At 60.0% G+C, this 25,633-nt stretch carries 25 protein-coding genes and 1 pseudogene; 7 read left to right on the top strand and 19 right to left on the bottom strand.

Annotated elements, in window-relative coordinates; all coding sequences use genetic code 11:
- Positions 1–12: 12 nt before the first annotated feature.
- On the top strand, positions 13–918 hold the full coding sequence (gene cynR / locus ACZ9IM_RS19865) for a transcriptional regulator CynR (protein WP_427623549.1): 906 nt from the start codon (positions 13–15) through the stop codon (positions 916–918).
- Here cynR and ACZ9IM_RS19860 read toward each other — a convergent pair.
- The 5 genes from ACZ9IM_RS19860 to ACZ9IM_RS19840 form a co-directional block, all read right to left on the bottom strand.
- On the bottom strand, positions 904–1,203 hold the full coding sequence (locus ACZ9IM_RS19860) for a hypothetical protein (protein WP_008072021.1): 300 nt from the start codon (positions 1,201–1,203) through the stop codon (positions 904–906). The two genes, cynR and ACZ9IM_RS19860, sit on opposite strands and share 15 nt — an antisense overlap.
- A 125-nt stretch (positions 1,204–1,328) precedes the next feature.
- Positions 1,329–1,658 (bottom strand): hypothetical protein, encoded by a 330-nt coding sequence (locus ACZ9IM_RS19855; RefSeq protein WP_008072022.1) that lies wholly within the window; start codon positions 1,656–1,658, stop codon positions 1,329–1,331.
- Positions 1,659–2,230: 572 nt separating this feature from the next.
- On the bottom strand, positions 2,231–2,770 hold the full coding sequence (locus ACZ9IM_RS19850) for a GNAT family N-acetyltransferase (RefSeq protein ID WP_476224778.1): 540 nt from the start codon (positions 2,768–2,770) through the stop codon (positions 2,231–2,233).
- A gap of 74 nt (positions 2,771–2,844) precedes the next feature.
- The gene (locus ACZ9IM_RS19845; RefSeq protein WP_476224777.1) at positions 2,845–4,785 is read right to left on the bottom strand and encodes a DNA topoisomerase III; all 1,941 of its coding nucleotides are present in this window, start codon (positions 4,783–4,785) and stop codon (positions 2,845–2,847) included.
- 115 nt (positions 4,786–4,900) lie between these two features.
- Positions 4,901–5,230 carry a DHCW motif cupin fold protein gene (locus ACZ9IM_RS19840; protein ID WP_007907062.1) on the bottom strand — a complete coding sequence of 110 codons (330 nt, stop codon included), beginning with the start codon at positions 5,228–5,230 and terminating at the stop codon, positions 4,901–4,903.
- A gap of 148 nt (positions 5,231–5,378) precedes the next feature.
- Here ACZ9IM_RS19840 and ACZ9IM_RS19835 point away from each other — a divergent pair, with 148 nt between their 5' ends.
- Complete coding sequence (locus tag ACZ9IM_RS19835; protein ID WP_007907061.1) at positions 5,379–5,741, top strand: DUF427 domain-containing protein; 363 nt, start codon at positions 5,379–5,381, stop codon at positions 5,739–5,741.
- A gap of 192 nt (positions 5,742–5,933) precedes the next feature.
- Here the strand turns inward: ACZ9IM_RS19835 and ACZ9IM_RS19830 are convergent, their stop codons facing one another.
- On the bottom strand, positions 5,934–7,556 hold the full coding sequence (locus tag ACZ9IM_RS19830) for an MFS transporter (protein WP_476224776.1): 1,623 nt from the start codon (positions 7,554–7,556) through the stop codon (positions 5,934–5,936).
- A gap of 171 nt (positions 7,557–7,727) precedes the next feature.
- Positions 7,728–9,377, bottom strand: a complete 1,650-nt coding sequence (locus ACZ9IM_RS19825) for a GMC family oxidoreductase (RefSeq protein WP_476224775.1) — start codon at positions 9,375–9,377, stop codon at positions 7,728–7,730.
- 133 nt (positions 9,378–9,510) lie between these two features.
- Between ACZ9IM_RS19825 and ACZ9IM_RS19820 the strand changes: the two genes are divergently transcribed.
- On the top strand, positions 9,511–10,395 hold the full coding sequence (locus tag ACZ9IM_RS19820; protein WP_007940101.1) for a LysR family transcriptional regulator: 885 nt from the start codon (positions 9,511–9,513) through the stop codon (positions 10,393–10,395).
- Between the two features lie 124 nt (positions 10,396–10,519).
- On the opposite strand, the pseudogene ACZ9IM_RS19815 reads toward ACZ9IM_RS19820, so the two are convergent.
- Together ACZ9IM_RS19815 and ACZ9IM_RS19810 are read right to left on the bottom strand one after the other, a co-directional pair.
- Positions 10,520–10,687, bottom strand: a pseudogene (locus ACZ9IM_RS19815) (CBM20 domain-containing protein); the annotation flags it as partial.
- 57 nt (positions 10,688–10,744) lie between these two features.
- Positions 10,745–10,918 (bottom strand): hypothetical protein, encoded by a 174-nt coding sequence (locus ACZ9IM_RS19810; RefSeq protein WP_476224774.1) that lies wholly within the window; start codon positions 10,916–10,918, stop codon positions 10,745–10,747.
- A 227-nt stretch (positions 10,919–11,145) separates the two neighbouring features.
- Between ACZ9IM_RS19810 and ACZ9IM_RS19805 the strand changes: the two genes are divergently transcribed.
- The gene (locus tag ACZ9IM_RS19805; RefSeq protein WP_476224773.1) at positions 11,146–11,361 is read left to right on the top strand and encodes a DUF4287 domain-containing protein; all 216 of its coding nucleotides are present in this window, start codon (positions 11,146–11,148) and stop codon (positions 11,359–11,361) included.
- 480 nt (positions 11,362–11,841) lie between these two features.
- On the opposite strand, the gene ACZ9IM_RS19800 is transcribed toward ACZ9IM_RS19805, so the two are convergent.
- The 7 genes from ACZ9IM_RS19800 to ACZ9IM_RS19770 are packed head-to-tail and all read right to left on the bottom strand — an operon-like array spanning position 11,842 to position 18,172.
- Positions 11,842–13,245, bottom strand: coding sequence for an ATP-binding protein (locus ACZ9IM_RS19800; RefSeq protein ID WP_476224772.1), 1,404 nt, complete (start codon positions 13,243–13,245; stop codon positions 11,842–11,844).
- A complete protein-coding gene (locus tag ACZ9IM_RS19795) occupies positions 13,242–13,904 on the bottom strand; it encodes a response regulator (RefSeq protein ID WP_052963507.1) in 663 nt (220 codons plus the stop codon). The genes ACZ9IM_RS19800 and ACZ9IM_RS19795 overlap by 4 nt, the downstream gene beginning before the upstream one ends.
- An 11-nt stretch (positions 13,905–13,915) precedes the next feature.
- The gene (locus tag ACZ9IM_RS19790) at positions 13,916–14,560 is read right to left on the bottom strand and encodes a tetratricopeptide repeat protein (protein ID WP_476224771.1); all 645 of its coding nucleotides are present in this window, start codon (positions 14,558–14,560) and stop codon (positions 13,916–13,918) included.
- Complete coding sequence (locus ACZ9IM_RS19785) at positions 14,557–15,366, bottom strand: SDR family oxidoreductase (RefSeq protein WP_476224770.1); 810 nt, start codon at positions 15,364–15,366, stop codon at positions 14,557–14,559. The genes ACZ9IM_RS19790 and ACZ9IM_RS19785 overlap by 4 nt, the downstream gene beginning before the upstream one ends.
- Complete coding sequence (locus ACZ9IM_RS19780) at positions 15,353–16,027, bottom strand: TenA family transcriptional regulator (RefSeq protein WP_427623566.1); 675 nt, start codon at positions 16,025–16,027, stop codon at positions 15,353–15,355. Before ACZ9IM_RS19780 ends, ACZ9IM_RS19785 begins: the two co-directional genes overlap by 14 nt.
- Positions 16,024–17,505, bottom strand: a complete 1,482-nt coding sequence (locus ACZ9IM_RS19775) for an AMP-binding protein (RefSeq protein WP_476224769.1) — start codon at positions 17,503–17,505, stop codon at positions 16,024–16,026. The genes ACZ9IM_RS19780 and ACZ9IM_RS19775 overlap by 4 nt, the downstream gene beginning before the upstream one ends.
- A complete protein-coding gene (locus tag ACZ9IM_RS19770; RefSeq protein ID WP_476224768.1) occupies positions 17,495–18,172 on the bottom strand; it encodes a thermostable hemolysin in 678 nt (225 codons plus the stop codon). Before ACZ9IM_RS19770 ends, ACZ9IM_RS19775 begins: the two co-directional genes overlap by 11 nt.
- Positions 18,173–18,359: 187 nt before the next feature.
- On the opposite strand from ACZ9IM_RS19770, the gene ACZ9IM_RS19765 reads away from it, so the two are divergent.
- The gene (locus tag ACZ9IM_RS19765) at positions 18,360–18,932 is read left to right on the top strand and encodes a cytochrome b (RefSeq protein ID WP_427623570.1); all 573 of its coding nucleotides are present in this window, start codon (positions 18,360–18,362) and stop codon (positions 18,930–18,932) included.
- Here ACZ9IM_RS19765 and ACZ9IM_RS19760 read toward each other — a convergent pair.
- The 3 genes from ACZ9IM_RS19760 to ACZ9IM_RS19750 all read right to left on the bottom strand — a co-directional run bounded on the left by ACZ9IM_RS19760 (position 18,913) and on the right by ACZ9IM_RS19750 (position 22,972).
- Positions 18,913–20,019: a DNA alkylation repair protein gene (locus ACZ9IM_RS19760; protein ID WP_192343593.1), complete on the bottom strand. Its 1,107-nt coding sequence runs from the start codon at positions 20,017–20,019 to the stop codon at positions 18,913–18,915. The genes ACZ9IM_RS19765 and ACZ9IM_RS19760 overlap by 20 nt on opposite strands.
- Positions 20,020–20,154: 135 nt before the next feature.
- Positions 20,155–21,963 carry a monovalent cation:proton antiporter-2 (CPA2) family protein gene (locus tag ACZ9IM_RS19755; protein ID WP_427623573.1) on the bottom strand — a complete coding sequence of 603 codons (1,809 nt, stop codon included), beginning with the start codon at positions 21,961–21,963 and terminating at the stop codon, positions 20,155–20,157.
- A 118-nt stretch (positions 21,964–22,081) separates the two neighbouring features.
- Complete coding sequence (locus ACZ9IM_RS19750) at positions 22,082–22,972, bottom strand: LysR family transcriptional regulator (protein WP_007895093.1); 891 nt, start codon at positions 22,970–22,972, stop codon at positions 22,082–22,084.
- Between the two features lie 168 nt (positions 22,973–23,140).
- Here ACZ9IM_RS19750 and ACZ9IM_RS19745 point away from each other — a divergent pair, with 168 nt between their 5' ends.
- Both ACZ9IM_RS19745 and ACZ9IM_RS19740 read left to right on the top strand, forming a co-directional pair.
- Positions 23,141–24,223: a 4-oxalomesaconate tautomerase gene (locus tag ACZ9IM_RS19745; protein ID WP_476224767.1), complete on the top strand. Its 1,083-nt coding sequence runs from the start codon at positions 23,141–23,143 to the stop codon at positions 24,221–24,223.
- Between the two features lie 47 nt (positions 24,224–24,270).
- Positions 24,271–25,590 (top strand): dicarboxylate/amino acid:cation symporter, encoded by a 1,320-nt coding sequence (locus ACZ9IM_RS19740; RefSeq protein ID WP_476224766.1) that lies wholly within the window; start codon positions 24,271–24,273, stop codon positions 25,588–25,590.
- Positions 25,591–25,633: the final 43 nt, after the last annotated feature.

Raw genomic sequence — 25,633 nt, 5'->3', positions numbered from 1 at the left:
ATGGTGTGCCCCATGCTGCTCCGACATTTGCGCTACTTGCTGGCAGTCGCCGACCACGGCGGCTTCACCCGCGCCGCCGAGGCGTTGCATGTCTCCCAACCGACGCTGTCCCAGCAGATCCGGCAGCTGGAGGAAACCCTCGGCGTCAGCCTGTTCGACCGCACCTCGCGCACGGTCAAGCCGACCGATGCGGGGCTGGCCTATATCGAAAGTGCCCGTCGGGTACTGGTGGAACTTGAAGCAGGGAAACGCGCGCTGCATGACGTGAAGGATTTGTCCCGCGGCAGTTTGCGACTGGCCATGACGCCAACGTTCATGGCGTATCTGGTGGGGCCGTTGGTGCGCGACTACGTGGCGAAGTTTGCGAACATCCATCTGCAGATTTTCGAGTTATCGATGGATGACATCGAGGCCGGGTTGCTCGATGACTCGTTGGATATCGCCATTGCCTTTACCCCGGTGAGAAGCCCCGACATCGAGTGCCTGCCGGCGTTTGTCGAGACGTTGGGCGTGATGGTCGGGCGCAGTCATCCGTTGTACGAGCGCCAGAACCCGCTATCACCAAAGGAAGTGGCGCAACTGGATTTCGCGTTGCTAACGCAGGACTTCATCACCCGATCCTCCATCGACGGGTATTTTCGGCAACAGAACATCACGCCCAAAGTGGCGATCGAGGTGAACTCGGTGAGTACGCTGTTGGAGGTCATTCGTCACGCGCCGATGGCCACCATCCTGCCGGAACCCATCGCCACCGCAGAACGGGCATTGCGCAAAATTCCGCTGCAGGGGGCGGCGCCCAACCGAGGGGCCGCGCTGCTTCGGCGCAAAAACAACTATCACAGTGCGGCGTCGGTGGCCTTCATGGATCTGGTATTGGGCGCGGCTGCGGTCGAGTCGGCGAAGTCAGTCATCCACTGATTGGCACAGCCCATTGGGAGCCTTGCCGGTGGAGGACACGGTCACCGAATCGTCATCGGCGAGGATGATCGAGATCGTGATGCCCGAACCCCTGGCTTCGAAGTGGCGATCGTTGATGGCTTTGGTTACCGCCTCTTTACTGTTGATCAATACCGGGCCGTCCTGATCCGCATGGACGACGACTTTACCGGGGCAGTCCACATCGAATGAGGGAATGCCAGGGAGGGTGTTCGCGTGGGCAACATTGGCCATTGCCAACACTATGAATGTCAGGATTCTGTTCATCGCAAGCCTCCAGGGATCCAGCAGGACATACGGTTAACCATAGCTTTATTTGGTGCGCACGAAACAAACGAAAAGGCCCCGCTCGATACTCCGAGCGGGGCCTTCTTTCTTTACTGAGGGGGATATCAATACAACCGATCAATCACCCGAACTTCGTTCTGGTTCTGCATCGATGCCCACGCCTGTTTCAGCGTTTGCAGCACATTACCGATGAAGTCTTTGTCGGCCGCGGCTTTCTTGCCGACATAACCCTGGCCGCGACGGTACATCTTCAGTCGGGCGAGCAGGTTCTGGTTGTTCCGGTCGAACTCTTCTTCGTGGGCATGGGGCGACAGGCAGTCGATATGGACCTGGCCCGATTTGCTGATCCACAGAATATGGCTGTCCTGGCTGTCTTTTTGCGCAGCGAACAAGCGAGCCAGTTCATCGATAGTAGGTTGATTGTTCAGATTCATTGTAAGCCCCTTGACCATTTGGTGATCTTTCAAAGTTGATTCGCTAATACAAGTAGCCCATCGGTTAGTTGATCCCTGGCACCGAAACCAGGACGTCAGCGGTCGGCCGTCAATACGACGGGGTCTCGCGTCTGTTGCATGTAGTCGTGTTGAATAACTGCTACGCAATAGCGTCACAACGAAGAGAAGCAGCGAAAACCTGGAGGCCACTGCCGACATTTTCAGGGTCGGCCACAAGCTTCATGAGGATTGATCGCCAGCGCTTCTCGTCCTTTGTACTGGACGTTCAGGCCAGGTCAGCTTCTTCAATCTGCCTTGTGGGCAGCGTGTATCCGGGAAAAACAGCTCGGCGGTCAGACGAGCTTGCTCAAACGTGTTGCCTGTACTCCCGATCGGGGAGATGTCTGCATCATGCAAGGGCAAATCGGAGGCGTCAACGGTTTTGTAGTGATTATTTTTGTTCACTACATATTGTCGGACAAAGTGGTTTTGGAATTAGAAAGTCGGCGTGGCTAGCACCAGCAGAGCTTTGGCGGTGCTGGAATCGTCAGGATCGCAGCCTTCGGCAGCTCCTACGGGGCCGGGGTAGGAGCTGCCGAAGGCTGCGATCTTTTAAAGCGGTAAACGGTGCAGGGGTAGCCGTCCACTGCCAGTTGATGCACGGTAAATGCTGAGCCCGTGAGATCGGGTATCACCTTGGCCCAGAACCGACGCGCAGGCTGGTTGGCATCGATGTGGAAAATCTGCCATTGACCGGGGAATCGGTTCAAGAGGGCAGAGACGACAAACTTCGCGACGCCTTGGCCACGAAAGCGGCGGCTGACAAAAAAGTAGCCGATGTTGAACTCCGCACCGACGACATGGGTTTCGTTATCCACGGTCACGAAACCGGCAAGCTCGCCGTCAACCTTGATCAGAAACGGCCTGGTTGCCGGGTTTCGCCAGTAGTTCTGTTTGGGCTGGATGTTGAAGAAGCCATGTTCACCGAGTTTCAGCGGCAACCATTCGCTGAAGTCATACACGTAGAACTGCATCAGGTTCTCGATAGTTTCCAGTTCGTCGCGCTGAGCGGCGTGCAGTTCTATTGAGGGCTGGCTTCTGACTGTCGTCATGGTTGTACCTTTCAGAAAGCAGGGGCTGATGCCTGATGCCAGTGTATGTCCTCTTCACGCCCTGAGCCTTTGCGTCAACCCGGTTTCGCTGCGCGTTTGGCACCGGTCGAAGACTTGCGTTTGGCCGGTTTGCGTTTGTTTTTCCACGGTGTGGCGCCACGTCCGGCGGGGCTTGCCGGCCCGCTGATGGTCAGGTTCAGGCCGGCGCAACGTGCCACCTGCTTGCTCATCCACGCCGCCTGTTTGGTGACGAATTCTTCCAGGCTCATTTCACCGCTCTGCACCATGTCCAGGGCCTGTTCCCAAATCGCCGTGGTGCCGGGATCGGCAATCGCGCGCGGCACGGCATCGATCAGGCTGAACGCTGCCGGTGTCGCCGCCAGGGCCTTGCCGTTCTTGATCAGGTAGCCGCGGTCCAACAGACCCTGAATGATCGAGGCGCGTGTGGCTTCGGTGCCGATGCCGGTGGTGTCCTTGAGCTTTTGCTTGAGCAGTGGATCTTCCACCAGTTTGGCGACGTTCTTCATCGCCTTGATCAGATCGCCTTCGGTGAACGGTTTGGGCGGCTGGGTCCAGAGGTCCTTGAGCTTTACATCGGCCACCGCGCAGTCACGCCCTTCGGCCAGTGCCGGCAGTGTTTGTGGTGCCGGTGCTTCGCGGCCCTTGGCGGGTGCGAGGGCCTCGGGCAGGGCGCGTTTCCAGCCAGGCTCGACAATCTGCTTGCCCACCGCGCGCAAGGCTTCACCGGCGCAGTCGAAGTCGGCCTGGGTCCGGTCGTATTCATGGTTGGGCAGGAACTGCGCCAGGTAACGAGCACGAATCAGGGTGTAGACCGCCCGTTGTTTGCCTGCCAGTCGCTCGAGATTTTTCGCCGCTGCAGTGGGAATGATGCCGTGGTGAGCGCTGACCTTGGCATCGTTCCAGGCCCGTGAGCGACGCTGGGGCTCCAGGTGATCGTGCAAGGCGTTCAGGGCCGGGTCGGCCAGCCGCAGCGCAGCAAGAATACTTGGGGCTTCACCGTGCTGACTCAGCGGCAGGTAGCCGCAGTCGCTGCGCGGGTAGGTAATGACTTTGTGGGTTTCGTACAGCGCCTGGGCGATGTCGAGGGTTTCCTGGGCGCCGAGCCCGAGTTTCTTCGAGCAGACTTCCTGCAACGTGCCCAGGTCGAACGGCAAAGGCGCGACTTCGCGCATGCGTTCGGTGCGCAGTTTGATCACCCGAGCGCTTGCTGCGTTGCCCATTGCGTAGGCTGCCTGTTGCGCCAAGGCCTGATTCAGGCAGCGATCCTGATCATCGCAAGCGTCGGAGGCCGCGCGCCATTGGGCGGTGAACGCGGTGCCGTCGTGCAGCAGTTGCACATCGATCGCCCAATAAGCGACCGGGACGAAATCGGCAATGCTGCGATCGCGATCCACCACCAGGCGCAAGGTCGGCGTCTGCACCCGACCGACCGGCAACACACCCTGATAGCCGGACTGACGCCCCAGCAGGGTGAACAGCCGACTCATGTTCATCCCGATCAGCCAGTCGGCCCGGGAGCGCCCCAATGCCGAATGATAAAGGCTGAACGTCTCGGCCCCTGGCTTGAGCGCCGCCAGTGCCTTGCGGATCGATGCATCGTCCAGCGCCGACAGCCACAGCCGCCGGATCGGCCCGCGATAACGGCAATGTTCCACCAGCTCCCGGGCGATCATCTCGCCCTCACGGTCGGCGTCGGTGGCAATCACCAGTTCACTGGCCTCGCCGAGCAAGCGTTTGACCGCCTTGTACTGGCTGGCCGTGCGCGGTTTGACGGTCATCTTCCATTTTTCGGGAATGATCGGCAGATCCGCCAGCACCCAACGCTTGTAACGCGCGTCATAGGCATCCGGCGGTGCGGTTTCCAGCAGATGGCCGATGCACCAGGTCACCGTGACACCCGTTCCCAGCCAGCAGCCGTCGCCCCGGCGCTTGGCGCCGAGTACGGCCGCGATGTCTTTGGCCTGGGAGGGTTTTTCACAGAGGTACAGCTGCATAACCACCATCATCAATCAGTGTTCGAGAGGTGCACAGAATGGCGGCTGATGAGCGATGGAGCAATCTTTATCTGTATGGATGTACAGCTTAAGCTGTTGCGGTTGATGACAGCGGTCAATCCACCACAAACAACCGGGCGCCAATGGCGGTGGATGAACGATGCGCTTCGGCATTGTCCGCCACTTGATAGCTCATGCCCGGTGTGAGAACGAAGACTCGACCGTCTTCCAGTTCGGTGTGCAGTTCTCCCTCCAGGCAAAACAGCACATGCCCCTTTGAGCACCAGTGATCGGCCAGATACCCGGGCGTGTATTCGACGATACGCGCGCGAATCGCGCCGAACTGCCGGGTGCGCCACAGGGCGCTGCCAGTCTCACCCGGGTGTTCGGTGGGTTCGATTTGCGACCAGTCGGTGGTGCCGAAGGGGATGTTGGCAATGTCCATGCTGCTCTCCAGGTTGAGGCATGCTGTTTTGGGGCCTCACTGTAGCCCAAGCATGCTCCGTTCGGCTGTGAAGCAGTCGCGATACCGAAACATGAGGTATACCTGTCGGATCGCGATACAGCGCAGCAGCGACAGAGGATCCTACTCTATGAAAGCCCCCGGACCCGGTAATCCCATCGCCATCAGCCCTCAACCCGGCTGCGTGGTGGTGAAGTTCCATGGCATTCAAGTGGCGTCATCCACTCGGGCGCTGGTCATGCATGAGGCCAATTATCCTCCGGTGTACTACATCCCGCGGGAGGACATCGCCGAACAATATTTCGCCCGCACCGACCACACCAGCTATTGCCCGTACAAGGGCGATGCCAGCTATTTCAGCCTGCAAATCCCCGGGCATGAAGGCGCCAATGCGGTATGGAGTTATGAGCATCCGAAGGTGTCGGTTGCGCAGATTGGCGGGTATGTGGCGTTTTATCCTGAAGAAGTGACGTTTGAGGTGCTCGATACGTGATTTGCAGAAAGCATTGTGGCGAGGGAGCTTGCTCCCGCTGGGGCGCGTAGCGGCCCCGAAACCTGTCAACGCGCAGAAGTTCAGATAGAGCATGGTGGCCGTCTTGCGACTGCTTCGCAGCCGAGCGGGAGCAAGCTCCCTCGCCACAGGAAGCCCGCTCTTACAGGAAACCTCCGCTAGAGGTTCGTACCGTCAGTTCTTGTCCAGATCAACATCCTTCGTCTCACGCAAACAGATCATCCCCACCACCAGGCTCACCCCGGTAATCACCACCGGGTACCACAGCCCATAGAAAATATCCCCGGTGTACACCACCAGGGCAAACGACACCGTCGGCAGGAAACCACCGAACCAGCCGTTGCCGATGTGGTAGGGCAGGGACATGGACGTGTAGCGGATGCGCGTCGGGAACAGTTCAACCATCAGCGCCGCCAGCGGGCCGTAGCACATGGCGGAGATGATGATCAGCGCGACGATCAGCGCCACGATCATCGGTTTGTTGATCAGCTGGGTGTCGGCTTGTGACGGATACCCGGCCAGGGTCACTGCGCCGCGCAGGGCGGCTTCATCGTAGCCATCGATTCTGACCTCGCCGATGCTCACCTGCACGGCGCTGCCGGCCGGGGCCGCTTCGCTGTTGTAGGGCAGGCCCTGTTTGACCAGGAAGGTTTTGACCTTGTCGCACGGGCTATCAAATTTAGCCTTGCCCACCGGGTCGAACTGGAAGGTGCAGGTGGCCGGGTCAGCCAGCACGGTGATCGGGGCCTGGCGGCTGGCCAGGTCGATGGCCGGGTTGGCGTAGTGGGCCAAGGTTTTGAAGATCGGGAAGTACAGCGCGGTGGCCAGCAACAGGCCGATCATCAGCACCGGTTTACGCCCGACCTTGTCCGACAGCCAGCCGAAAAAAATGAAGAACGGTGCGCCGATGATCACGCTGACGATCAGCAAACTGTTGGCCAGCGCCGGGTCCATTTTCAGGAACTGGGTGAGGAAGAACAGCACATAGAACTGCGCCGCGTAGAAGGTCACCGCTTGCCCGGCGTTGATGCTGAACAGCGCAATCAGCACCACTTTGAGGTTGTCCCATTTGCCGAAAGAATCGCGCAGCGGCGACTTGCAGAGCTTGCCTTCTTCTTTCATTTTCACGAACGCAGGCGACTCATGCAGGCTCAGGCGAATCCAGGTCGAGATGCCCAGCAGCACGATCGAAAACAGAAACGGAATGCGCCAGCCCCAGACTTCGAACTGGTCGCCGGTGAAGTAGCGGCAGCCGAGCACCACCAGCAGCGACAGCAGCAAGCCGAGGGTGGCGGTGGACTGAATCCAGCTGGTGTGGAAACCGCGTTTGCCCATCGGTGCGTGTTCGGCGACGTAAGTGGCAGCGCCGCCGTACTCACCGCCCAGTGCCAAACCCTGAAGCATACGCAGCACCACGAGGATGATCGGCGCGGCAATGCCGATGCTCGCGTAGGTCGGTAGCAAGCCGACGCAGAACGTCGCCACCCCCATGAGGACGATGGTTGCCAGGAACGTGTATTTACGCCCGATCATGTCCCCCAAGCGTCCGAACACCAGCGCACCGAATGGCCGCACGATGAAGCCGGCGGCGAAGGCCATCAGCGCGAAGATGAACGCCGTGGTGTCGTTGACCCCGGCGAAGAACTGTTTGCTGATAACCGCCGCGAGGGCGCCATAGAGGAAAAAGTCGTACCACTCGAACACCGTCCCCAGGGACGAAGCGAAGATGACTTTCTGGGTTTCCTGACTGGTGCCGGCGCTGCGGACGGCTTCCAGGGGCTGAACATGTTCTGACATATCGGTATCCCTCACAGTGATTGTTTTTGTTGTTCCACTGGTGTTGCGTGTTCCTTGCTGGGGTAATGCTCAATGCTCGCGAATCAGCTGCAATCCCTGTTGGAGTGCAATCCCCTGTGGGAGCGAGCCTGCTCGCGATGGCGGTGTATCAGTCACCATAGATGTTGGATGTCAGACCGTTATCGCGAGCAGGCTCGCTCCCACAGTGGGGGTGTTGGCGGTAGTTTCGAGGATCAATTGCGCGGCTTTCTCAGCGATCATCAACGTCGGCGAACAGGTATTGCCCGAGGTGATGCGCGGCATGATCGAGGCGTCGGCGATGCGCAGGCCGGGGATGCCGTGGACGCGCAACTCGGCGTCGACCACCGCGTGCGCATCGTTGCCCATCCGGCAGGTGCCCACCGGGTGGAAAATCGTCGTGCCTATCCGGGCGGCGGCTTCGTGTAATTGCTCTTCGCTCTGCAAGCTGTCGCCGGGCAGATACTCGACCGGTTTGAACGCTTGCAAGGCGGGAGCGGAGACAATGCGGCGGGTCAGGCGGATGGCATCGGCTGCCACTCGCAAGTCTTCGGGATGGCTCAGGTAGTTGGGCTGAATCAGCGGCGCTTCCCGTGGGTCGGCAGAGCGAATGTCGATTCGGCCGCGGCTTTGCGGGCGCAGATCGCAGACCGATGCAGTGAAGGCGGGGAAGGCGTGCAACGGTTCGCCGAAACGCTCCAGCGACAACGGTTGCACGTGGTATTCGAGGTTCGCCGAGGTCTGCTCCGGCCCCGAACGGGCGAAGGCACCAAGTTGGCTCGGGGCCATGGACAGCGGGCCGCTGCGGTCATACAGATAACGCAGGCCCATGCCCATCTTGCCCCACAGCGTGCCGGCGATCTGGTTCAGGGTGCGGGCATTTTCAAGTTTGTAGATCAGCCGCAGTTGCAGATGGTCCTGCAGGTTGCCGCCCACCCCGGGCAGTTCATGGGCAACGCCGATGCCCAGTTTTTGCAGCAGCGGGCGAGGGCCGATGCCGGAACGCTGGAGAATGCCCGGTGAACCGACGGCACCGGCACACAGGACGATTTCCTTGCGCGCCTTGAAGGTTTTCGCCTGGTCTTGCCAACGTGCGCTGACCGCTGAAGCACGGCCGTTTTCCAGCAGCACGCGGTCCACTTCGACGTCGGTCAGCACCGTGAGATTGGCGCGCTGGCGGATCGGTTTGAGAAACGCCTTGGCCGCGTTCCAGCGCACTCCGGCCTTTTGGTTGACCTGGAAGTAGCCGCAGCCTTCGTTGTCGCCCTGATTGAAGTCATCGATGCTGGCGATGCCGCTTTGCTCGGCCGCCGTGCGAAACGCATCGAGGATCGGCCACGACAGCCGCTGCCGCTCGACTCGCCATTGCCCGGCAGCGCCGTGAAATTCCGAGTCGCCGGCAAAATGGTTTTCGCTTTGCTTGAACAGTGGCAGCACGTCTTGCCAGCCCCAGCCGGCATTACCCTCGGCCGCCCAACCGTCGTAATCGCCAGCCTGGCCACGCATGTAGATCATGCCGTTGATTGAGGAACAGCCGCCGAGCACCTTGCCGCGCGGGTAGCTCAGGGCGCGGCCTTGCAGGCCCGGTTGCGTTTCGGTCTTGAAGCACCAGTCGGTGCGCGGGTTGCCGATGCAGAACAGGTAACCCACGGGGATGTGAATCCACGGGTAGTTATCGCGGCCGCCGGCTTCGAGCAGCAACACGCGATGCTGCGGGTTGGCTGACAGTCGATTGGCCAGCAAACAACCGGCCGGCCCGGCGCCGACCACGATGTAGTCGTATTCATCAAGGGAAGTCTGCATCCCTGACCTCGTATTGTTGTTCTTGTTGTCGGTCATCCTAGTTGTTAGCTTTCGTTAAAAGAATGTTAGTTTTTGCGCAGCCGCTGTGCGTTTTTAAACAGCGTCATTAACGGCATAACGTCAAGGATGGTTCATGTTCGACTGGAATGACCTGCGGTTTTTTCTCGAATTGCAGCGCAGCGGCCGCTTGCTGACGGCCGCTCGCCGTTTGAACACCACTCACGCCACCGTGGCCCGGCACATCGAAGCCATCGAAAAAAGCCTCGGCACTGCGCTGTTCGTCCAGCATGCCCAGGGCTACGAACTGACCCCGGCCGGCGAAGCGCTGCTCAAACACGCCGAAGCCATGGAAAATGTCGCGCTGCTGGCTCAGGAAGAAATCACCCAGTCATCCGCGCCGCTGGGCAAGATCCGCGTTGGGGTGACGGAAGGGCTGGGCATCATGTTCCTCGCCAGCCGCATGAACGGGTTGTTCGAACGCTATCCAGGGCTGGAAGTGGAACTGGTGGCGGTGCCGCGCTTCGTCAGCATTCTCAACCGTGAAGCCGAGATCAGCATCCACCTGGAGCGCCCGGCCGCCGACATGCTGGTCACCCGCAAACTCACCGACTATCGCCTGGCGCTCTACGCCAGCCAGGCCTATCTGGACCGTTCACCACCACTGCGCAGCCGCGAAGACCTCGGTCGCCATGCGTGGATCGGCTACGTCGACGACTTGCTGTTCAGCCAGGAACTGATGTTCCTCAACAGCTTCTGCCGCAACCCCCAGGTGGTCTTTCACAGCACCAGCGTCATCGCCCAGCAACAGGCCGCCCGCTCGGGCCTGGGGATCGCCGTGTTGCCGTGTTACATGGCCAGCGCCGATCCCGAGCTGGTGCCGTTGCTGCCGGACGAAAGCATCCAGCGCAGTTATTGGATCAGCACGCGGCGCGAGCTGCACAAGTCGGTGCGGTTGCGGGTGCTGTGGGATTACGTGGTGGAGTTGTGTGAGCGCGAGCAGGGGTTGTTGCTGGGATAGTAAACATCAAAAAATCGCCGCCTTCTGCGGCTCCTAAGGGAGAGGTGTAGGAGCTACCGGAAGGCCGCGATCTTTTGATCTTGGGAGAGTGTCAGATTCATTTTTCCATATGTTCACGCACGCCTCAAAACGTGCCGACACTCGTTATTGTGAAAGTCACTTTCACTATGTTGTTGGGATCGTCCTGCCACTTTTGCACGTCGGTCGGTATGGTCTCGTGGCGCACGATACACTTCCATTCCACATCTTTGCCGTCGTCCGTGCCTGGGAAAAGTACCTTGCCGGTCCATGTAGGGTAGGAAGTAGGAAGTAGGAGCGAGCCTTACTGCTTTGGTCGGATCCCAATCACCTAACTCTTACCGACAACATAAACGCTGTAGTCCCGCGTCGTGACGCCGTTGTCGCATTGAAAGTTCACTTCGGATCGTAAGGGTATCCACTGGCCGCCTTGAACATCGCGGAACACCGGCAGCATTGCCAACAAGAGAACGCCCAGCGGCAACAGGTAACGATTTCGGGACATGATGAACACCTCAATTCATTCCAGTGGGGGCAGCTTAGCCCCGGCCAAACTGAAAGTGACCTGTTAGAACTGACAGTTCATTAGAGCGCTTCGCGATAACTTTAATCATTGCTTATTAACGGCGAGCTTGTTTGCGCTGGACTACGCAGCCGTCCTGGACTTCAATTCTTGGGATGAAGACAAGGAGCGTCCACCGACACTCTGTCGCGAACAAGGGAGCTTGCAGCATGACCGAAGATACAAAAGTGAAAGGGCCGGCGTCGTACTTCCCCTCAATTGAAAAAAAGTACGGCCAGCCAATCGACCATTGGCTGGATCTGCTCGGAACAGTGAGTGGCAAGAAACATATGGAAATGGTGGCTTGGCTGAAGGCTGAACACGGTATGGGGCATGGTCATGCCAATGCGTTGGTTGCGCATTATCTGGCGAGCGCTAAAACGTGAGTGAGAAGGCTTTCGAGTAAGGCGGGAAGGGCGCAGATTGCAATTCTCTGGCCCATCCCAACCCACCAACAGCTCGCTCTCAGCCCATTTAAACAAGAAAAATCACGATCGTTTAAATGAAGCTTGCAGTTACCATCCAAAGGCTACAACGCCTTGCGCCACCGCCTACGCGTAAGACAGAATCCGCCGGCTTGTGCGCCTTGGGCTCGCTCGGTAACTTGATTTCCGTCACTGCTCATCAGTGATCGGGTCTGCAAGCCCGTCGGAATACCAGTCGCATAGCCCTGCCACAGGACGCTCGTTTATGTCCGCGAAATGGCGGCTTTGTGCGGGAGATCTTCGGATCTGCCGGGTTCCTGGTTTCCCGGCCTTGCAGACCCGCACTTAGCTGCCACCTATCATCTGCAAGTGATGCAGGTAGCTCCTAATGAACAATCAGGAGTTTCACCATGATCAAACCTGCGTTCGGCGCACAGACATTCAGCCATTGGACGTCCGTTGCGCAGGGTTGTGGTTCTGGCCATCAGGAATCGACAGGGTCGCCCGCACCCCGCCTTCAGGTGGATTGACCAGCGTAATCCGCCCACCCAGCCGCGTCGCAATGGTGCTGACGATGGTCAGTCCCAACCCCGCGCCCCCGGTATTTCCGCGGCTGTAAAAACGTTCGAACAACCGTGCGCGATCCGCTTCGTCGATGCCCGGCCCCTGGTCCTGGACGCTCAAATTGTAGAACCCGTCCTCCTGGCTCAATCGCACAGTGATAACACCATGCTCCGGCGAAAAATTCGCGGCGTTGGTGACCAGATTGTTCAGGGCGATGTCGATGGTGGCAGCGTCGGCAAGCACTTCAAAAGGCTGGTCAGCGACATCGAAGGCCAGCTCCAGGTTCTTGCTCAATAACCAGGGCGTGAGTTGGGCCAGACTGGCGCGCACCGTTTCGCTCAGGTCGATGCTTTGCTCCACTGGTGCCACGGCTTTGGGTTCGAGACGGGCCATGGTCAGCAACTGATTGACCAGGCGGCTGGTGCGGTCGACCCCGGCAATCAGAAACGCCAGGGACTCACGACGCTCCTGTTCCGTGCCGGCTTCCTGCAGGTTCTGCGCATGCACCCGCAGCACGGCCAGCGGCGTGCGTAATTCGTGGGCGGCGTCGGCGATGAAGCGCCGTTCGCGGCCAAGCACCTCTTGAATTTGCGCGAGCATGCGGTTGAGCGCTGCCTGCATGGGTTCCAGTTCGCTGGGCAACGGGGTCAGTTGCAACGGCTCCAGAGAACCACTGTGCCGTGCCCGCAACGTTTGCGCCATATTGGCCAGGGGTTTGAGCCCCCAGCCAATGGCCAGCCAGACCATGGCCGCCAATATCAGGCTACCCAATACATTGGGCCACAGGGTATGACGCACGATCCGGTCTACCAGGTCCGCACGCACGTCGTCCCGTTCACCGACCCAGATGCGCAGATCATTCTGTTTGTCTTCGAGCATGAACACCCGCCAATGGCGGTTGTGCAGATCCACCACATCGCTGAAACCGGATTTCGTCGGCGGCGCCGTGAAGGAGGGCGCACTGGCGGTGTGCACCAGTACTTCGCCCTTGCGATTCCACACCTGAAAGGCAATTTTGCTTTCATAGGGATGACCATCGACTCTCGGCACCGCTTCACTCAAGGCCTTGTTGAACGCTTGATACAGTTCGGCGTGTTCATTGCTGGCCAGCGGCATGCGCATCACACCCTGCAACAGCCGGGCGTTCTGGGCCAGTTGGGCGTCGTAGACTTCGGCAATTTCGTGATTGCTGTCGTGCAGGTTGAGCACGCTGATGATCGCCAGGCCCGTCAGCATCAGGCCGATGATCAGCGTCAGGGTGCGACGCCGGATCGAAGTCATCGACGCTCCTCCACCAGGTACCCGACACCGCGAATGGTGCGGATCAGGTCGGTGGAAAACTTCTTGCGCAGGTGATGGATATGCACTTCCAGGGTGTTGCTTTCGGCTTCTTCGTTCCAGCCGTAAAGCAGTTGCATCAGGTGATCGCGGGTCATGACCCGGCCCGGAGGCGAAAGCAATTCGTGGAGCAGTTGATACTCCTTGGGCGTCAGCGCCACCGGTTCGCCTTGATAGCTGACTTGCTGGGTACCGGGGTTCAGGCTGATGCCGGCGTGTTCGATCAGCACTTGGGCGCGACCGGCGCTGCGTCGCAACAAGGCCCGCAGGCGAGCCTTGAGTTCGGCCAGGTCGAAGGGCTTGATCAGGTAATCGTCGGCCCCGGCATCCAGCCCGGCGATGCGGTCTTCGGTGGCATCCCGGGCGGTGAGGATCAGTACCGGCAGGTTGGAGCCGCTTTCACGCAGGCGACGCAGCACTTGCAAACCGTCCATGCGCGGCAGGCCGAGATCGAGCACGGCCAGGTCAAACGTCTCGCTGAGCAGCGAATGCAAGGCACTGCTGCCGTCTTGCAGCCAGTCGACGGTGTAACCCTCACGGCCCAAGGCCTGATGAATGCCCTCGCCGAGGGCCACGTCATCCTCGATCAGTAATAAACGCACGCGGACTCCTGTCAGTTGAGTTTTTTGTTCACGTCCACCAGTAACGCTTCGATCTCTTTGCGGCGCCCGGCATCGGCGCTTTCCCGGCCAGGGCGGGGCGTTGCTTGCAGGGCTTTTTGCAGTGCGTCCTTGGCTTCACCATAGCGCTTTTGACGGTAAAGGTGATCGCCCCAGAAGTACAGACTGTCGATGCCGGCCGGGTTCAGCTGCAAGGCCTGCTTTAACAGTTGTTCGGCCTTGTCGGCATCGCCGAAACCGAGGGGCCAGCCGGGCACGCGATCATACAACGCCGCAAGGCTGGTGTAGGCCGAGCCTTGCAAGGCCTTGGGATCAATAGCGAGGGCTTTTTCCAGGTCAACTTTGGCGGCCTTGACCTTGCTCAAGGCGCCGAGGCCACCCTGGGCTCCGGCCCAACTGCTGGTGACAATGCCGGACCAGATCCACGCTTCGGCCAGGGATTGGCGTTCCTGGGTGAACGCCGAAGCCTGGGTCGCGAGTTTTTCGAAGGCCACGGTGCGCTGTTCGGCGGGCAATTCGTATTGAATGTGCGCCCAGCTTTGCTGAATGCCATTGAGGCGCTGCTGATCGGCGGCGTCCAGCGCCCAGACGCTTTGGCTCAACACCCCGAACAGCAGGCAAGTGACGATTTTTTTCATGGTTTGAGACTCTCGTTATCGGGCTTCTGACTGAGGCGACGGATCAGCGGCAACTGCTTGCGCAAGCCACGGTCCACCAGATGCGGCAACAGACTGTTCAGGCGGACGAAAAAGCGTTCCGGCCAGCCCAGGTACACATCGCGCCGGTCACCGGCAATCGCGTGGATGACCGCCGAAGCGACAGTTTGCGGATCGTCGACATTGGCTTTGAGCGCATCGTTCAGCGCCTGGGCCGCCGGGCTGTTCATGCTGGTGTGGGTCGCCCGAGGGGCAACGTAAAGCACGCTGATCCGGGTGTCGGCCAGCTCCCGGCGCAGGGCTTCGGAGAACCCGCGCAGGGCAAACTTGGTGGCGCAATAGCTGGCGTAACCGGGGTAGCCGATGGAGCCGTAGGTCGAGCCGACGTTCACCACCATGGCGCTCTCGGCTTGCTTGAGCAGCGGCAGCAAAAGCTTGGTCAGGCAGATCGGCGCATTGATGTTCACCGCCAGCATCGCATTGATCTCGCTGTCATCGAGCTGTTCGAGCATGGCGAAGTGGTTGACCCCGGCGGCGTTGACCAGCAGGTTGATGCCACCGATGGCTTCGCCCGCAGCCAGCACTTTGCGTCGGTCGCCGGGGACGGTCAGGTCAGCGTCGACCCAACACAGGTGCAGCGGGTAGCGTTCGAGCAAGGGCTCCAGCGCCTCCCGGTGCCGGGACACGGCCAATACCCGCGCGCCACTGGCACACAGGGCGCTGGCGATGGCCAGGCCGATACCGCCGCTGGCTCCGGTCAAAACCACACGGGCTTCATGCAGCTGCATGCAGGTTCTCCCCATCGCGGGGCAGGCCGCGGAACATGTCGGTATAGAGCGTGTAAACGACCTTCGATGCATGAATCACCGCGGCTTGATCCGCCGGGTCTTGGAGTGTGTTCATCAGCCGGCGGTAGGTCTGCATGTGTTCGATATCCAGCGAACCGTGGGAACTCAGGTAGCTGAAGGCGGTTTCCGGCAGCGCCAGGCGCTCGCGGATGCTGCCGGCCGCGTGGGTGGCCAGGGCAATGCTGGTGCCTTCCAGCACGTTGACCATGCCGAACAGGCCCACCGGGTTGTCCCGGGCAATCAGGTCGTAGAGGAAGCTGACCATCAACTCGATCGGCAGCGATGGACGACCGTCACGCACCGCCTCTTTGTCACCGCCACAGGCCGCGATGTCGTCGAGTACCCACTGTTCGTGGCCGTACTCCTCGTCGATGTACTCGCACACCGCTTTGCGTAGCCATTCCAGCCGCTGCGGCAGACGTGCGCCGCATGCCATCATCAACGGCACGGTATGGCGCACGTGGTAGTAGGCCTGGGCGAGGAAGGCGCGGTAGCTCTCCAGGCTGACCTTACCCTCAAGGGCATCGCGGATGATCGGCAGGTTGAACAACTCGTGGCGTTCCTGCCGGGTGGCTTCTTGCAGGGTGTCGAAAAAACTCATGATGCGGATTCCTCGGAAAAAATGAAGTCAGTGAGCTGCGCCCGGTAATGCTCGACGATGGCGTCGCGGCGCGGTCGGCCATTGGCCGTCAGCAAGCCATTGGCGGCGGTGAACGGTTGATCGAGACGGGTCCAGTGATGAACCTGGGCGTAATCGGGCAAGGCCTCGTTGGCCTGGGCCACGGCGGCGGCCAGCTCTTCATCGGTGCAGTCCGACCGATGGGGCCAGAGCAGGGCGTGGTTGCTCGGCATCGCTTCGCCGTAGACGAACGCCTGAGCGATGTGGCGACGCTGAGTGAGTTCGGCCTCGACCCATTCCGGATTGACGTTGCGGCCGAAACTGGTGACGAACTGATGTTTCTTGCGCCCGTTGAGGTAGAGAAAACCTTCCGGGTCGAACTCGCCGAGATCGCCGGTCGGCCACCAATCATCGCCGAAGGGCGCTTGCCCCAAGTAGCCGAGCAGGGTCGAGCCCTTGACCAGCACTTCACCATCATCGGCCAGGCGAATCTCGACATGGGGCAGGGGCCGGCCAACGCTACCAGGGCGGCGCGCGCCCGGGCGGTTGAGGCACACCACCGAGGAACACTCCGACAACCCGTAACCCTCGTAGACCGAAATGCCGATGCGCTGGGCGCGATGCAATAATTCTTCGGAAACCCGCGCACCGCCCGCGGCGGCAAAACGCAACGACTGAGGGTTGAACGCTTTTTGCTCGGCGGCGCTGACCAGCATCAGCAGCAACTGCGGCACCAGGATCAGACTTTCCGGTTTTCGGGCGGCCAGACAACCCAACAGCCGCGGCACATCGACACCGCTGGCACCTTGAATGCCCAGGGTTTTCTGGCTCGGTACGCTCAAGGTCGCGCCGGCATACAGCGCGGCGTAACAGCCGAGGTTTTCCAGCAGAATCGCCAGGGGCAGCAGCGCCAGGTGATGCCGTGGATCGGTGGGTTTGCTTGCCTGATCCAGCTCACGGGCCACCCGCAAAAGGCTCTCGGCGCTCAGGCACACGCCTTTGGGCGTGCCGGTGGTGCCTGAGGTAAAGGTCAGTTTGGCGGTGCCTTCGGGTATCAGGTTCGGGCCGCTGAAGGGGCGACGCCAGAATTCGCCGGTCTTCTCGTAGCCGGCCGCCTGCAGTTCGGCTTCCAGTTCCGGTTCGGCAATCACCAGTGTCGCCTGGCTCTGTTGCAGGCAATGACTGCGTTGTGCCGGGCTGAAGAAGGGCGGCAACGTCAGGCAGGTCAGGCCTTCGAACAGGACGGCCAGGTCCCAGAGCATCGCCTCGGTGCCGTTGTCCAGGGCCAGCGCGACCACTTTGACGTGCTCATCGCGCAGACGCTGTTGGCGATACATGATCTCGGCGTACAGCGTGGCGTAGTCCAGTTTCAACTGATCGCCCCACAAGGCGATGGCGTTGGTCTTGCGCTCGGCATGACTGCGCAGGGTCTGCTTGAACCGCTCCATTTCAGGCGACATGGCTGGACTCCTCAAGGGACGTCGGCAACCCCAGGCGATTGAACAGACCGATATTGCGCAAATGGATGAAACCGGCGCGGATGTTGCCGACATGCACCCATGGCTGACTCTCGTAATAACTGCCCCAGAGGTGGCGGTCGTCGCCCAGCCGCGCAGGATCGGCGGCGCAGAGCGTCACCGGCTTCAAGCCCAGGCGATGAAAACTGTTCACCAGACCGATGTTGCCGGTGAACGCCACCCATTCCAGCCCGCCCATGGCCAACAGGTAGGTGATGGCGATGATGCTCAGGCGCGCACTGCCGGTATCGCTGGCGGCGAGGTTACCGACCTCGACAATACCGGCCCGGTCCACGGGTTGACCGGCAGCGTCGCTGATCAGCGGATCAATCGCCTCGTCCAGATAACGCTCCAGAAACAAGGGTTCGGCACCGGCCAGTCGTACGCCAGCCACCGCACACAGCGTGCCTGACGCATCACTCATGCCGAACAGCTGCGGCATGAACTGGCGGATGTCGGCGCCGTGGGCCTTTCGAAAACGCTGCTGGATAAAGGCTTCGAAACCCGGACGCTGAGGATCGTCCAGCAAGGCTCTGGTCAGACTCATCTGCGGGGTTTCGGCTTGACCGAAGTGCAGGGGCAGAGGGATGTTCCAGTCGAAATCGGGCATGGGCAAGAACGCCTCCCTGGGTAAGTTCGGGAGGAGTATCAAAGGCAATTCTTAACGGAGTCTGAAGGTGGACCTTCAGATTGTCTTAAGACTGGACGGGCAGGGTGGCGCCGGTCGGTTCGACGAAACCGGATCCCGGCTGTACGAAATGAGTCGGCAGCCGCCACCGATCTTCACGAGGCCCCGTATGACCCGAGATTCAGCAGTACACCGGTATGGAAAACTCTCGATCACCTTGCACTGGCTGATGCTGGCGCTGTTCGTCGGCGTTTATGGTTGCATCGAGATCAAAGGATTGCTGCCCCGTGGGCATGCCTTGAGGGGCCTGTTTCTGGGGTTGCACGGCGTAATCGGGTTGAGCATTTTTGCGCTGGTCTGGGTTCGCTTGCTCGGGCGCCTCACGCCCCGGCCACCGATTACCCCGGCCCCGCCCACCTGGCAGACCGGCGTCTCGCACCTCATGCATTTGGCGCTGTATGGGCTGATGATTGCTACGCCGCTATTGGCCTGGTTGATGCTGGCCGCCGGGGGCAAGCCGATGCCGTATTTCGGCTTTTTCTTGCCGGCGCCGGTTGCGGTTGATCCCGATCTGGCCAAGCAACTCAAGCATTGGCATGAATGGCTCGGCAGCACTGGCTACTGGTTGATTGGTTTGCACGCAGCGGCGGGGTTGTTCCATCACTACTGGGTCCGTGACAACACGCTTGCGCGCATGCTGCCGGGTGGCTCTGGTGTGGGTGTCAATGAGCGTCAGCGATAATTCGGAATTGGGTGCTGGCCAAGCGTTCGCCATTTACCAGAATGTGCACCGCGTGCTGGCCGGCATAGTGCCTGCGGGTGGTCAGTTCCTTGATGTGCTGACTGCGGCTAATGGCTTCGCTGGCATTGTCGGACAGCGTGAGGGCTTTAAGTTTGAACACCTTTGCCGAGGTGCTGCCGTTGGCTTTGACATAATCGATAGCGTAATCGATCACCAATCGCTGACTGTCCGGGACCGTGGACTTCACTCTGAAAGACAGGGTGATTTTCTCACCCAGACGTATCACCGCCGGCTCAACCTTCACGTCAATGATTTCAACCTCGGGCTTGCCGCCCGCGCCAATGATTGCCAGCGCTCGCTTGTTACCCTGTTTGATCAAACTGCGCAGAGCGTGTCTGGCGATCCACGCCGTGTGTTTGTTGTCCAGCGACCAGCCCTCGATCAGCGCCAGCACCCACTCGGGATGATCCTTGGTGATGTCGTTGAGGTGGTTGGCCACGGATTTGCGCACGTAGAGGCTGTTGTCGGCCTTGAGATTGTCGAGGATCGCTGCCGCCAGTGTCGGGTCGGCCTGGACCTGTTCCAGGCGGAACGACCATGGCAGGCGCGGTCGGCTGCCTTCGCTGGCCAGGCGCCGGACGTGTTCGTTGTCATCCAGCGACCAGTCTTGCATCAGCTTGAGTGAGCGTTCGATATCGCCGCGCAGAAAGTGCCGGATGGCAAATTCCGATGAGCCGAAGGCCGTGAAATATTTGAGCGCGTCCATCGACAGATCGAACGTGTGAGCGCCGTAGGTCGCGACGTAGTGCGGCAAAAACATACTGACGAAGGCGCTGTTCAGGCGCGGGGCGAGGGCGCGCAGGACGTCGAGGGATTCTTCATAACCGAGCGGCAATACCGCGTGCAGGCATTCGCTGACGCGGGCCATGCGTTGCATGACTGACAATTCCGCCAGACCGGTTCTGGCCAGTTTCAGGAAGGCCTTGGCATCGAACCCGGGATAGACCGCAGTCATCTCGGTGGCGATGTGTGCGAGGCGTTCGGCGTTGAAGATTTCCTTCAGGGCGGGGGAGGTCTGGTCAGCCATTGTGGGTTCCTTGCCAAGTGATCGTTCCCACGCTCTGCGTGGGAATGCATCCCGTGACGCTCTGCGTCACATTTCAAGAGCGGACGCAGAGCGTCCATGGCGGCATTCCCACGCAGAGCGTGGGAACGATCCGGTTCAAACCTTACCCGCTTCCTCTTCCAACTGATCCGACTCAAACAGTTTTGCCAGTTCCGCCCGCGCTTCCTGCGCCGTTTGCATCACTTTGGCCGCATCGTCATACACCGCGTGCTGGGCCTCCAGCACCTGTTCATCGTGATGGGTAAAGCGCTTGATCCGCGCATCCGCCTGGGCCTGCGTCAGCCCGAGTCCGACCAAGGTCCGCCGGGTCATTTCCAGGCTGGAATAATAGGTTTCCCGCACCGCCTGCGCCCCGACATCCACCAACCGGTGCACATGCTGACGGTTACGGGCGCGGGCGATGATTTTGATGTGCGGATAGAGCCTGTGCACCACTTCGGCCGTCTTGATGTTGGTGTCGGGATCATCGGTGGCGATCACGAAAAACTCCGCTTGCTCGACCTTGGCCGCGCTGAGGATTTCCGGGCGCATCGGGTCGCCATAGAACACCGGTACACCGCCGAAGCTGCGGGACAATTCGATTGTTTCCACCGATGTGTCGAGGGCGACGAACTTGATGTTCTGCGCCCGCAGAATCCGCGCCACGATCTGCCCCATCCGGCCCATGCCGGCAATCACCACGCGTGGCGTATCGGTGTCGATTTCGCGGAATTTCTCCGGCACCACCACCGGTTGAACCTTGGGGCTGACCAGTCGGGCGCACAACAGCAACAACAGCGGCGTCACGGCCATGGACAAGGTAATCGTCAGCACCAGCAGGTCGTACAGGCGCGGCTCGAATAGCCCCTGATCACGACCGATCTTGAACACCACAAATGCGAACTCACCACCGGCCGCCAGCACGATGCCGAGGCGAATCGCACTGACCTTGCCCAAACCTCCGGCCAGTCGACCGACAACGAATAGCAGCGGCAACTTGATGGCGATCAGCAACAGGGTCAGCCCCAGCACCACGACCGGCGCGCTCAGCAGCAGACTCAAATTGGCGCCCATGCCGACGCTGATAAAAAACAGCCCCAGCAGCAGTCCCTTGAACGGTTCGATCTGCGCTTCCAGCTCGTGGCGGTATTCGGAATCCGCCAGCAGCAAACCGGCGAGGAACGCGCCGAGTGCCATGGACACGCCGACCAGGTCCATCAGCCATGCCGTGCCGATCACCACCAGCAACGCGGTGGCGGTGGACACCTCCGGCAGACCGGTTTTGGCCACCACCCGAAATACCGGGCGCAGCAAGTACCGTCCGCCAATCACCACCACAGCGATACTGCCCAGCACCCGCAAGCCATGGTTCAAATCTTCGGCGGCACTGGTGGTGTGATCGCCCCCGGCCAGCAGCGGCACCATCGCGATCAGCGGGATCGCGGCGATGTCCTGGAACAGCAAAATCGCGAACGCCAACCGCCCATGAGGGCTGGTCAGTTCCTTGCGCTCGGCCAGGCTTTGCAAACCAAATGCGGTGGACGACAACGCCAGGCCCAGACCCAAAACGATCGCGCTATTCAGCGATTGGCCGAACACGAACAACGCCAGCACACCAATCACCGAACCGGTCAGCAACACCTGCGCCAGGCCCACGCCGAACACCGATTTACGCATCACCCACAAGCGTCGCGGCGACAGCTCAAGGCCGATAATGAACAGCAACAACACCACTCCGAGTTCGGAAATATGGCTGACACTTTGCGGGTTACCGATCAAACCCAGCACCGACGGCCCGATGATCACCCCGGCAAACAGATAACCCAGCACCGCCCCCAATTGCAGGCGCTTGGCCAAGGGGACGGTGAGCACCGCCGCGAATAAAAAGACGACAGCGGCTTGTAACAGGTTGCCTTCGTGGGGCATGGCGAAACTCCTGGGTGGGGCAGGCGAGAGCGGCGCTCGCCCGATTTTCAGCGGGGGCGTCAGGATAAAGGCTGGCGTCCATTCAGTCAGCAACCAGGTTGTTATCGAGCTCCACGGCTCAGTGGGGCCATTGTTCGAGCAGAATCGAAACGAACTTCTCCGCCGCCGGCGATAACGATGCGCCCCGACGGTACACCAGGCCAAGTGTCCGGTTCACGACGGGGTCAGTCAGAGGGATGCTCACCAGTGTCGGGTGATCCGCCGCCGGCATCGCGAGACTCGGCATGGCGGAAACCCCAAGCCCGGCTTCGACCATGCCCAGCGAGGTGGACAAATGCTGCACTTCATAAAACCACTGCGGACGCCAGCTCAGGCCCGATAGAGCGTGGTCCAGCAACATGCGGTTGCCGCTCAGGCGCCCGACGCCGATCAACCGGTAATCGCTCAGTTCTGACCAGGTCACGGACGTCCGCTGGGCCAGCTCATGGTCACGACGACAGGCCAGGACGAAGGGTTCATTGACCAGTGAAACGAATTCGATGTCCGGGTGCTGGCCGCTCATCATGTTGATGCCGAAGTCGGCTTCCCCCCGCAACACTGCTTCGAGCCCTTCATTGGCACTGAGGTCGAGCAAACGGATGCGGATTTTCGGGTAGCGCTCGTTGTAAAGACGAATCACCGACGGCAGGAAGTAAAACGCAGCGGTTGGAATGCAGGCCAGGGTCACCTGGCCGATTTGCCGTTCGGCCAGCTCACGGATGTTCAGGATCGAATCGTCGAAGTCATCCAGTAATCGACGAGCCTTGGGCAGGAAGTCGCGGCCGACGCTAGTCAGGCTGACCTTGCGCGTGGTGCGATCGAGCAACGTAGTCCCTAAACCCTCCTCAAGTTTTTTTATCCGTCGACTCAAGGCTGGTTGCGACAGATGCAGTGCATCGGCAGCTTCGTGAAAACTCCCCAATTCGGCGATTTTCACGAAAGATCGAATGTCCTGGAGCTCATATTCCATGTTTTATCTCGTCGGGAAAGGGCGTTGAACTGCGTTCTGAACGTTAAAACTTTCTTTTGTGAAACGCAATAATTGCTCCGATCTTTGCATTGGAAACACAATTACTTCCCTGTCACTCTTGTTTGCAAGACATCAATTACCCCGATTGATTAACAAGAGTTAGTGGCCATGCAACGAATTCCTTGTGTGCTGATGCGCGGTGGTACCTCAAAGGGACCGGTATTTCTCGCCTGGGATCTGCCGGTTTCGATTGAAGAACGCGATGAACTGTTGCTCGCTGTGATGGGCTCCGGCCACGAACTGGAGATCGACGGCATCGGCGGCGGCAGCCCGCAGACCAGCAAGGTCGCCATCGTCAGCCCTTCGTTACATCCCGATGCCGATGTTGATTACTTGTTCGTTCAGGTCATGGTGTCCCAGCGTCGGGTGGATACCGCCCCGAACTGCGGCAACATGCTCTGTGCGGTCGGACCGTTTGCCATCGAGCAGGGCCTGGTCAAGGCGGTCGGTGAGTTGACCCGCGTGCGGATTCGCAATCTCAACACCGGCACCTTCGTTACCTCTGACGTGCAGACACCAAACGGCAAAGTCAGCTATGAAGGTGACACCGCCATCGATGGCGTGCCAGGCAGCGCGGCACCGGTTCAACTGACATTCCTTGACGCAGCGGGCAGCAAGACCGGCAAGCTGTTTCCAACCGGCAGCACCCAGGACTGGTTCGACGACATTCCGGTGACCTGCATCGACATGGCCATGCCGATGCTGATCATCGAGGCGCGTCACCTGGGCAAACGCGGCGACGAATCTCCGGCCGAGCTGGACGCCGACAGAGACTTTATGCACCGTCTCGAAGCTCTGCGGTTGCGGGCCGGCGTGGCCATGGGGCTGGGCGACGTCAGCGACAAGGTCATTCCCAAGCCTGTGCTGGTTGCACCGGCCAAGGCCGGTGGCACGTTGCAGGTTCGCTACTTCATGCCGCATAACTGCCACCGTGCACTGGCCATTACCGGTTCCATCGGTCTGGCCACGGCATGCGTCAGCGAAGGCAGTGTGGTTGCGCAAATGCTCGGTAATACCGGTGGGACGCGTCTGCAACAGGTGCGGATCGAGCACCCGAGCGGCGGCATCGATGTCGTGTTGTCCTACACCGGTAAAAACGGTGACACAATCCGCGCCTCTGTTGTTCGTACCGCGCGAAGACTGTTTTCCGGCTTTGTGTATGCCCCGGTTTCACAACGGCTCGCCGGGTAGTCTTCCCGCGCAGTCACTGTCGTTTTTGCATCAGAACAATTCTAAAAATGGGTGATGCCATGAAAGTTGTTAAATCGCTCTACTTCCAGATCCTCTGCGCCGTGCTGCTGGGCGTCGTGGTCGGGCACTTCTGGGCTCAGCAGGCCATTGCCCTCAAGCCGTTGGGTGATGCCTTCATCAAGCTGATCAAAATGATGATTGCGCCAGTGGTGTTCTGCACCATCGTCACCGGCATCGCCGGGATGAACGACAAACGCTCCCTTGGCCGCTTGCTAAGCAAGACCATGCTGCTGTTTCTCGGGCTGACGGTGATCAGCCTGTTCATAGGCCTGGTCGCGGTCTACGTGTTCAAGCCGGGCGTGGGCATGAACATCGATCCGAGCCAATTGAGTACGGCAGGTCTATCCCAGTACACCGAGTCTGCGGCGAAGCTTGGGGTGGTCGAGTTTTTCATGCACATCATCCCTGACACCTTTATAGGTGCGTTCAGTAAAGGTGAAGTGCTGCCGGTGCTGTTTATCGCGGTGCTGTGCGGTTTCGCCCTGTCTTCCCTGGGCGACCGTGGCAAGCCAGTGCTCGATGTACTGGAAGCGGCATCGCAGATGGTCTTCAAGATTTTTTCCTACTTGATGCGTTTTGCGCCGATCGGTGCCTTCGGGGCACTGGCGTTCACCGTCGGACAGTACGGCATCACCTCGCTGGGTTCGCTGGCAAAGTTGATCATGACCTTGTACGTCGCCTGCGCCTTCTTCGTCTTTGTGGTACTGGGGAGCATTTGCCGCGCCCACGGCTTCAGCCTATGGAAGCTGCTGCGTTACCTGCGCGAAGAGTTTCTGGTGGTGCTGGGGACTTCCTCCACCGAGCCGGTCATGCCACGCATGCTGGAGAAACTTCAGGCATTGGGATGCAGCAAAGGCGTGGTCGGGCTGGTGCTGCCGACGGGGTACTCGTTTAACCTCGATGGCACGGCGATCTACCTGTCTCTGGCGGCAATTTTCATTGCCCAGGCCTGCAACATTGATCTGACCATGACCCAAACCTTGACCATGCTGGCGATCATGTTGCTGTCGTCCAAGGGCGCGGCGGGGGTGACTGGCAGCGGTTTCGTGGCGCTGGCTTCCACGCTCACGGTGATCCATGACATTCCGCTGGCTGGTCTGGCGCTGTTGATCGGGATCGACCGTTTCATGTCTGAAGCACGGGCCTTGACCAGTCTGGCCAGTAACGCCGTGGCGACTGTGGTGATCTCTATCTCGGAGAACGCCTGCGACCGTCAGGTCCTGCTCGATACCCTGGACGGTAAAAAACCGGCTGTCCCGGATGGCGATCAAACCTGGGATCGCGTCGGAACCACCACGCACATTTAGTACTGCGTAAGCGCTGCAAAAACTAACCTTTTTACTACCTGCT

Source organism: Pseudomonas sp. TE12508 (assembly GCF_056279485.1).
The sequence above is the reverse complement of the archived record's forward strand: the minus strand, read 5'-3'. Positions and strand labels throughout refer to the sequence as shown.

Excerpts from the sequence above, each read along its gene's own strand:
- cynR (WP_427623549.1), top strand. The coding sequence starts at position 13 with ATGCTGCTCCGACATTTGCGCTACTTGCTGGCAGTCGCCGACCACGGC.
- ACZ9IM_RS19860 (WP_008072021.1), bottom strand. The coding sequence starts at position 1,203 with ATGAACAGAATCCTGACATTCATAGTGTTGGCAATGGCCAATGTTGCC.
- ACZ9IM_RS19855 (WP_008072022.1), bottom strand. The coding sequence starts at position 1,658 with ATGAATCTGAACAATCAACCTACTATCGATGAACTGGCTCGCTTGTTC.
- ACZ9IM_RS19850 (WP_476224778.1), bottom strand. The coding sequence starts at position 2,770 with ATGACGACAGTCAGAAGCCAGCCCTCAATAGAACTGCACGCCGCTCAG.
- ACZ9IM_RS19845 (WP_476224777.1), bottom strand. The coding sequence starts at position 4,785 with ATGCAGCTGTACCTCTGTGAAAAACCCTCCCAGGCCAAAGACATCGCG.
- ACZ9IM_RS19840 (WP_007907062.1), bottom strand. The coding sequence starts at position 5,230 with ATGGACATTGCCAACATCCCCTTCGGCACCACCGACTGGTCGCAAATC.
- ACZ9IM_RS19835 (WP_007907061.1), top strand. The coding sequence starts at position 5,379 with ATGAAAGCCCCCGGACCCGGTAATCCCATCGCCATCAGCCCTCAACCC.
- ACZ9IM_RS19830 (WP_476224776.1), bottom strand. The coding sequence starts at position 7,556 with ATGTCAGAACATGTTCAGCCCCTGGAAGCCGTCCGCAGCGCCGGCACC.
- ACZ9IM_RS19825 (WP_476224775.1), bottom strand. The coding sequence starts at position 9,377 with ATGCAGACTTCCCTTGATGAATACGACTACATCGTGGTCGGCGCCGGG.
- ACZ9IM_RS19820 (WP_007940101.1), top strand. The coding sequence starts at position 9,511 with ATGTTCGACTGGAATGACCTGCGGTTTTTTCTCGAATTGCAGCGCAGC.
- ACZ9IM_RS19810 (WP_476224774.1), bottom strand. The coding sequence starts at position 10,918 with ATGTCCCGAAATCGTTACCTGTTGCCGCTGGGCGTTCTCTTGTTGGCA.
- ACZ9IM_RS19805 (WP_476224773.1), top strand. The coding sequence starts at position 11,146 with ATGACCGAAGATACAAAAGTGAAAGGGCCGGCGTCGTACTTCCCCTCA.
- ACZ9IM_RS19800 (WP_476224772.1), bottom strand. The coding sequence starts at position 13,245 with ATGACTTCGATCCGGCGTCGCACCCTGACGCTGATCATCGGCCTGATG.
- ACZ9IM_RS19790 (WP_476224771.1), bottom strand. The coding sequence starts at position 14,560 with ATGAAAAAAATCGTCACTTGCCTGCTGTTCGGGGTGTTGAGCCAAAGC.
- ACZ9IM_RS19785 (WP_476224770.1), bottom strand. The coding sequence starts at position 15,366 with ATGCAGCTGCATGAAGCCCGTGTGGTTTTGACCGGAGCCAGCGGCGGT.
- ACZ9IM_RS19780 (WP_427623566.1), bottom strand. The coding sequence starts at position 16,027 with ATGAGTTTTTTCGACACCCTGCAAGAAGCCACCCGGCAGGAACGCCAC.
- ACZ9IM_RS19775 (WP_476224769.1), bottom strand. The coding sequence starts at position 17,505 with ATGTCGCCTGAAATGGAGCGGTTCAAGCAGACCCTGCGCAGTCATGCC.
- ACZ9IM_RS19770 (WP_476224768.1), bottom strand. The coding sequence starts at position 18,172 with ATGCCCGATTTCGACTGGAACATCCCTCTGCCCCTGCACTTCGGTCAA.
- ACZ9IM_RS19765 (WP_427623570.1), top strand. The coding sequence starts at position 18,360 with ATGACCCGAGATTCAGCAGTACACCGGTATGGAAAACTCTCGATCACC.
- ACZ9IM_RS19760 (WP_192343593.1), bottom strand. The coding sequence starts at position 20,019 with ATGGCTGACCAGACCTCCCCCGCCCTGAAGGAAATCTTCAACGCCGAA.
- ACZ9IM_RS19755 (WP_427623573.1), bottom strand. The coding sequence starts at position 21,963 with ATGCCCCACGAAGGCAACCTGTTACAAGCCGCTGTCGTCTTTTTATTC.
- ACZ9IM_RS19750 (WP_007895093.1), bottom strand. The coding sequence starts at position 22,972 with ATGGAATATGAGCTCCAGGACATTCGATCTTTCGTGAAAATCGCCGAA.
- ACZ9IM_RS19745 (WP_476224767.1), top strand. The coding sequence starts at position 23,141 with ATGCAACGAATTCCTTGTGTGCTGATGCGCGGTGGTACCTCAAAGGGA.
- ACZ9IM_RS19740 (WP_476224766.1), top strand. The coding sequence starts at position 24,271 with ATGGGTGATGCCATGAAAGTTGTTAAATCGCTCTACTTCCAGATCCTC.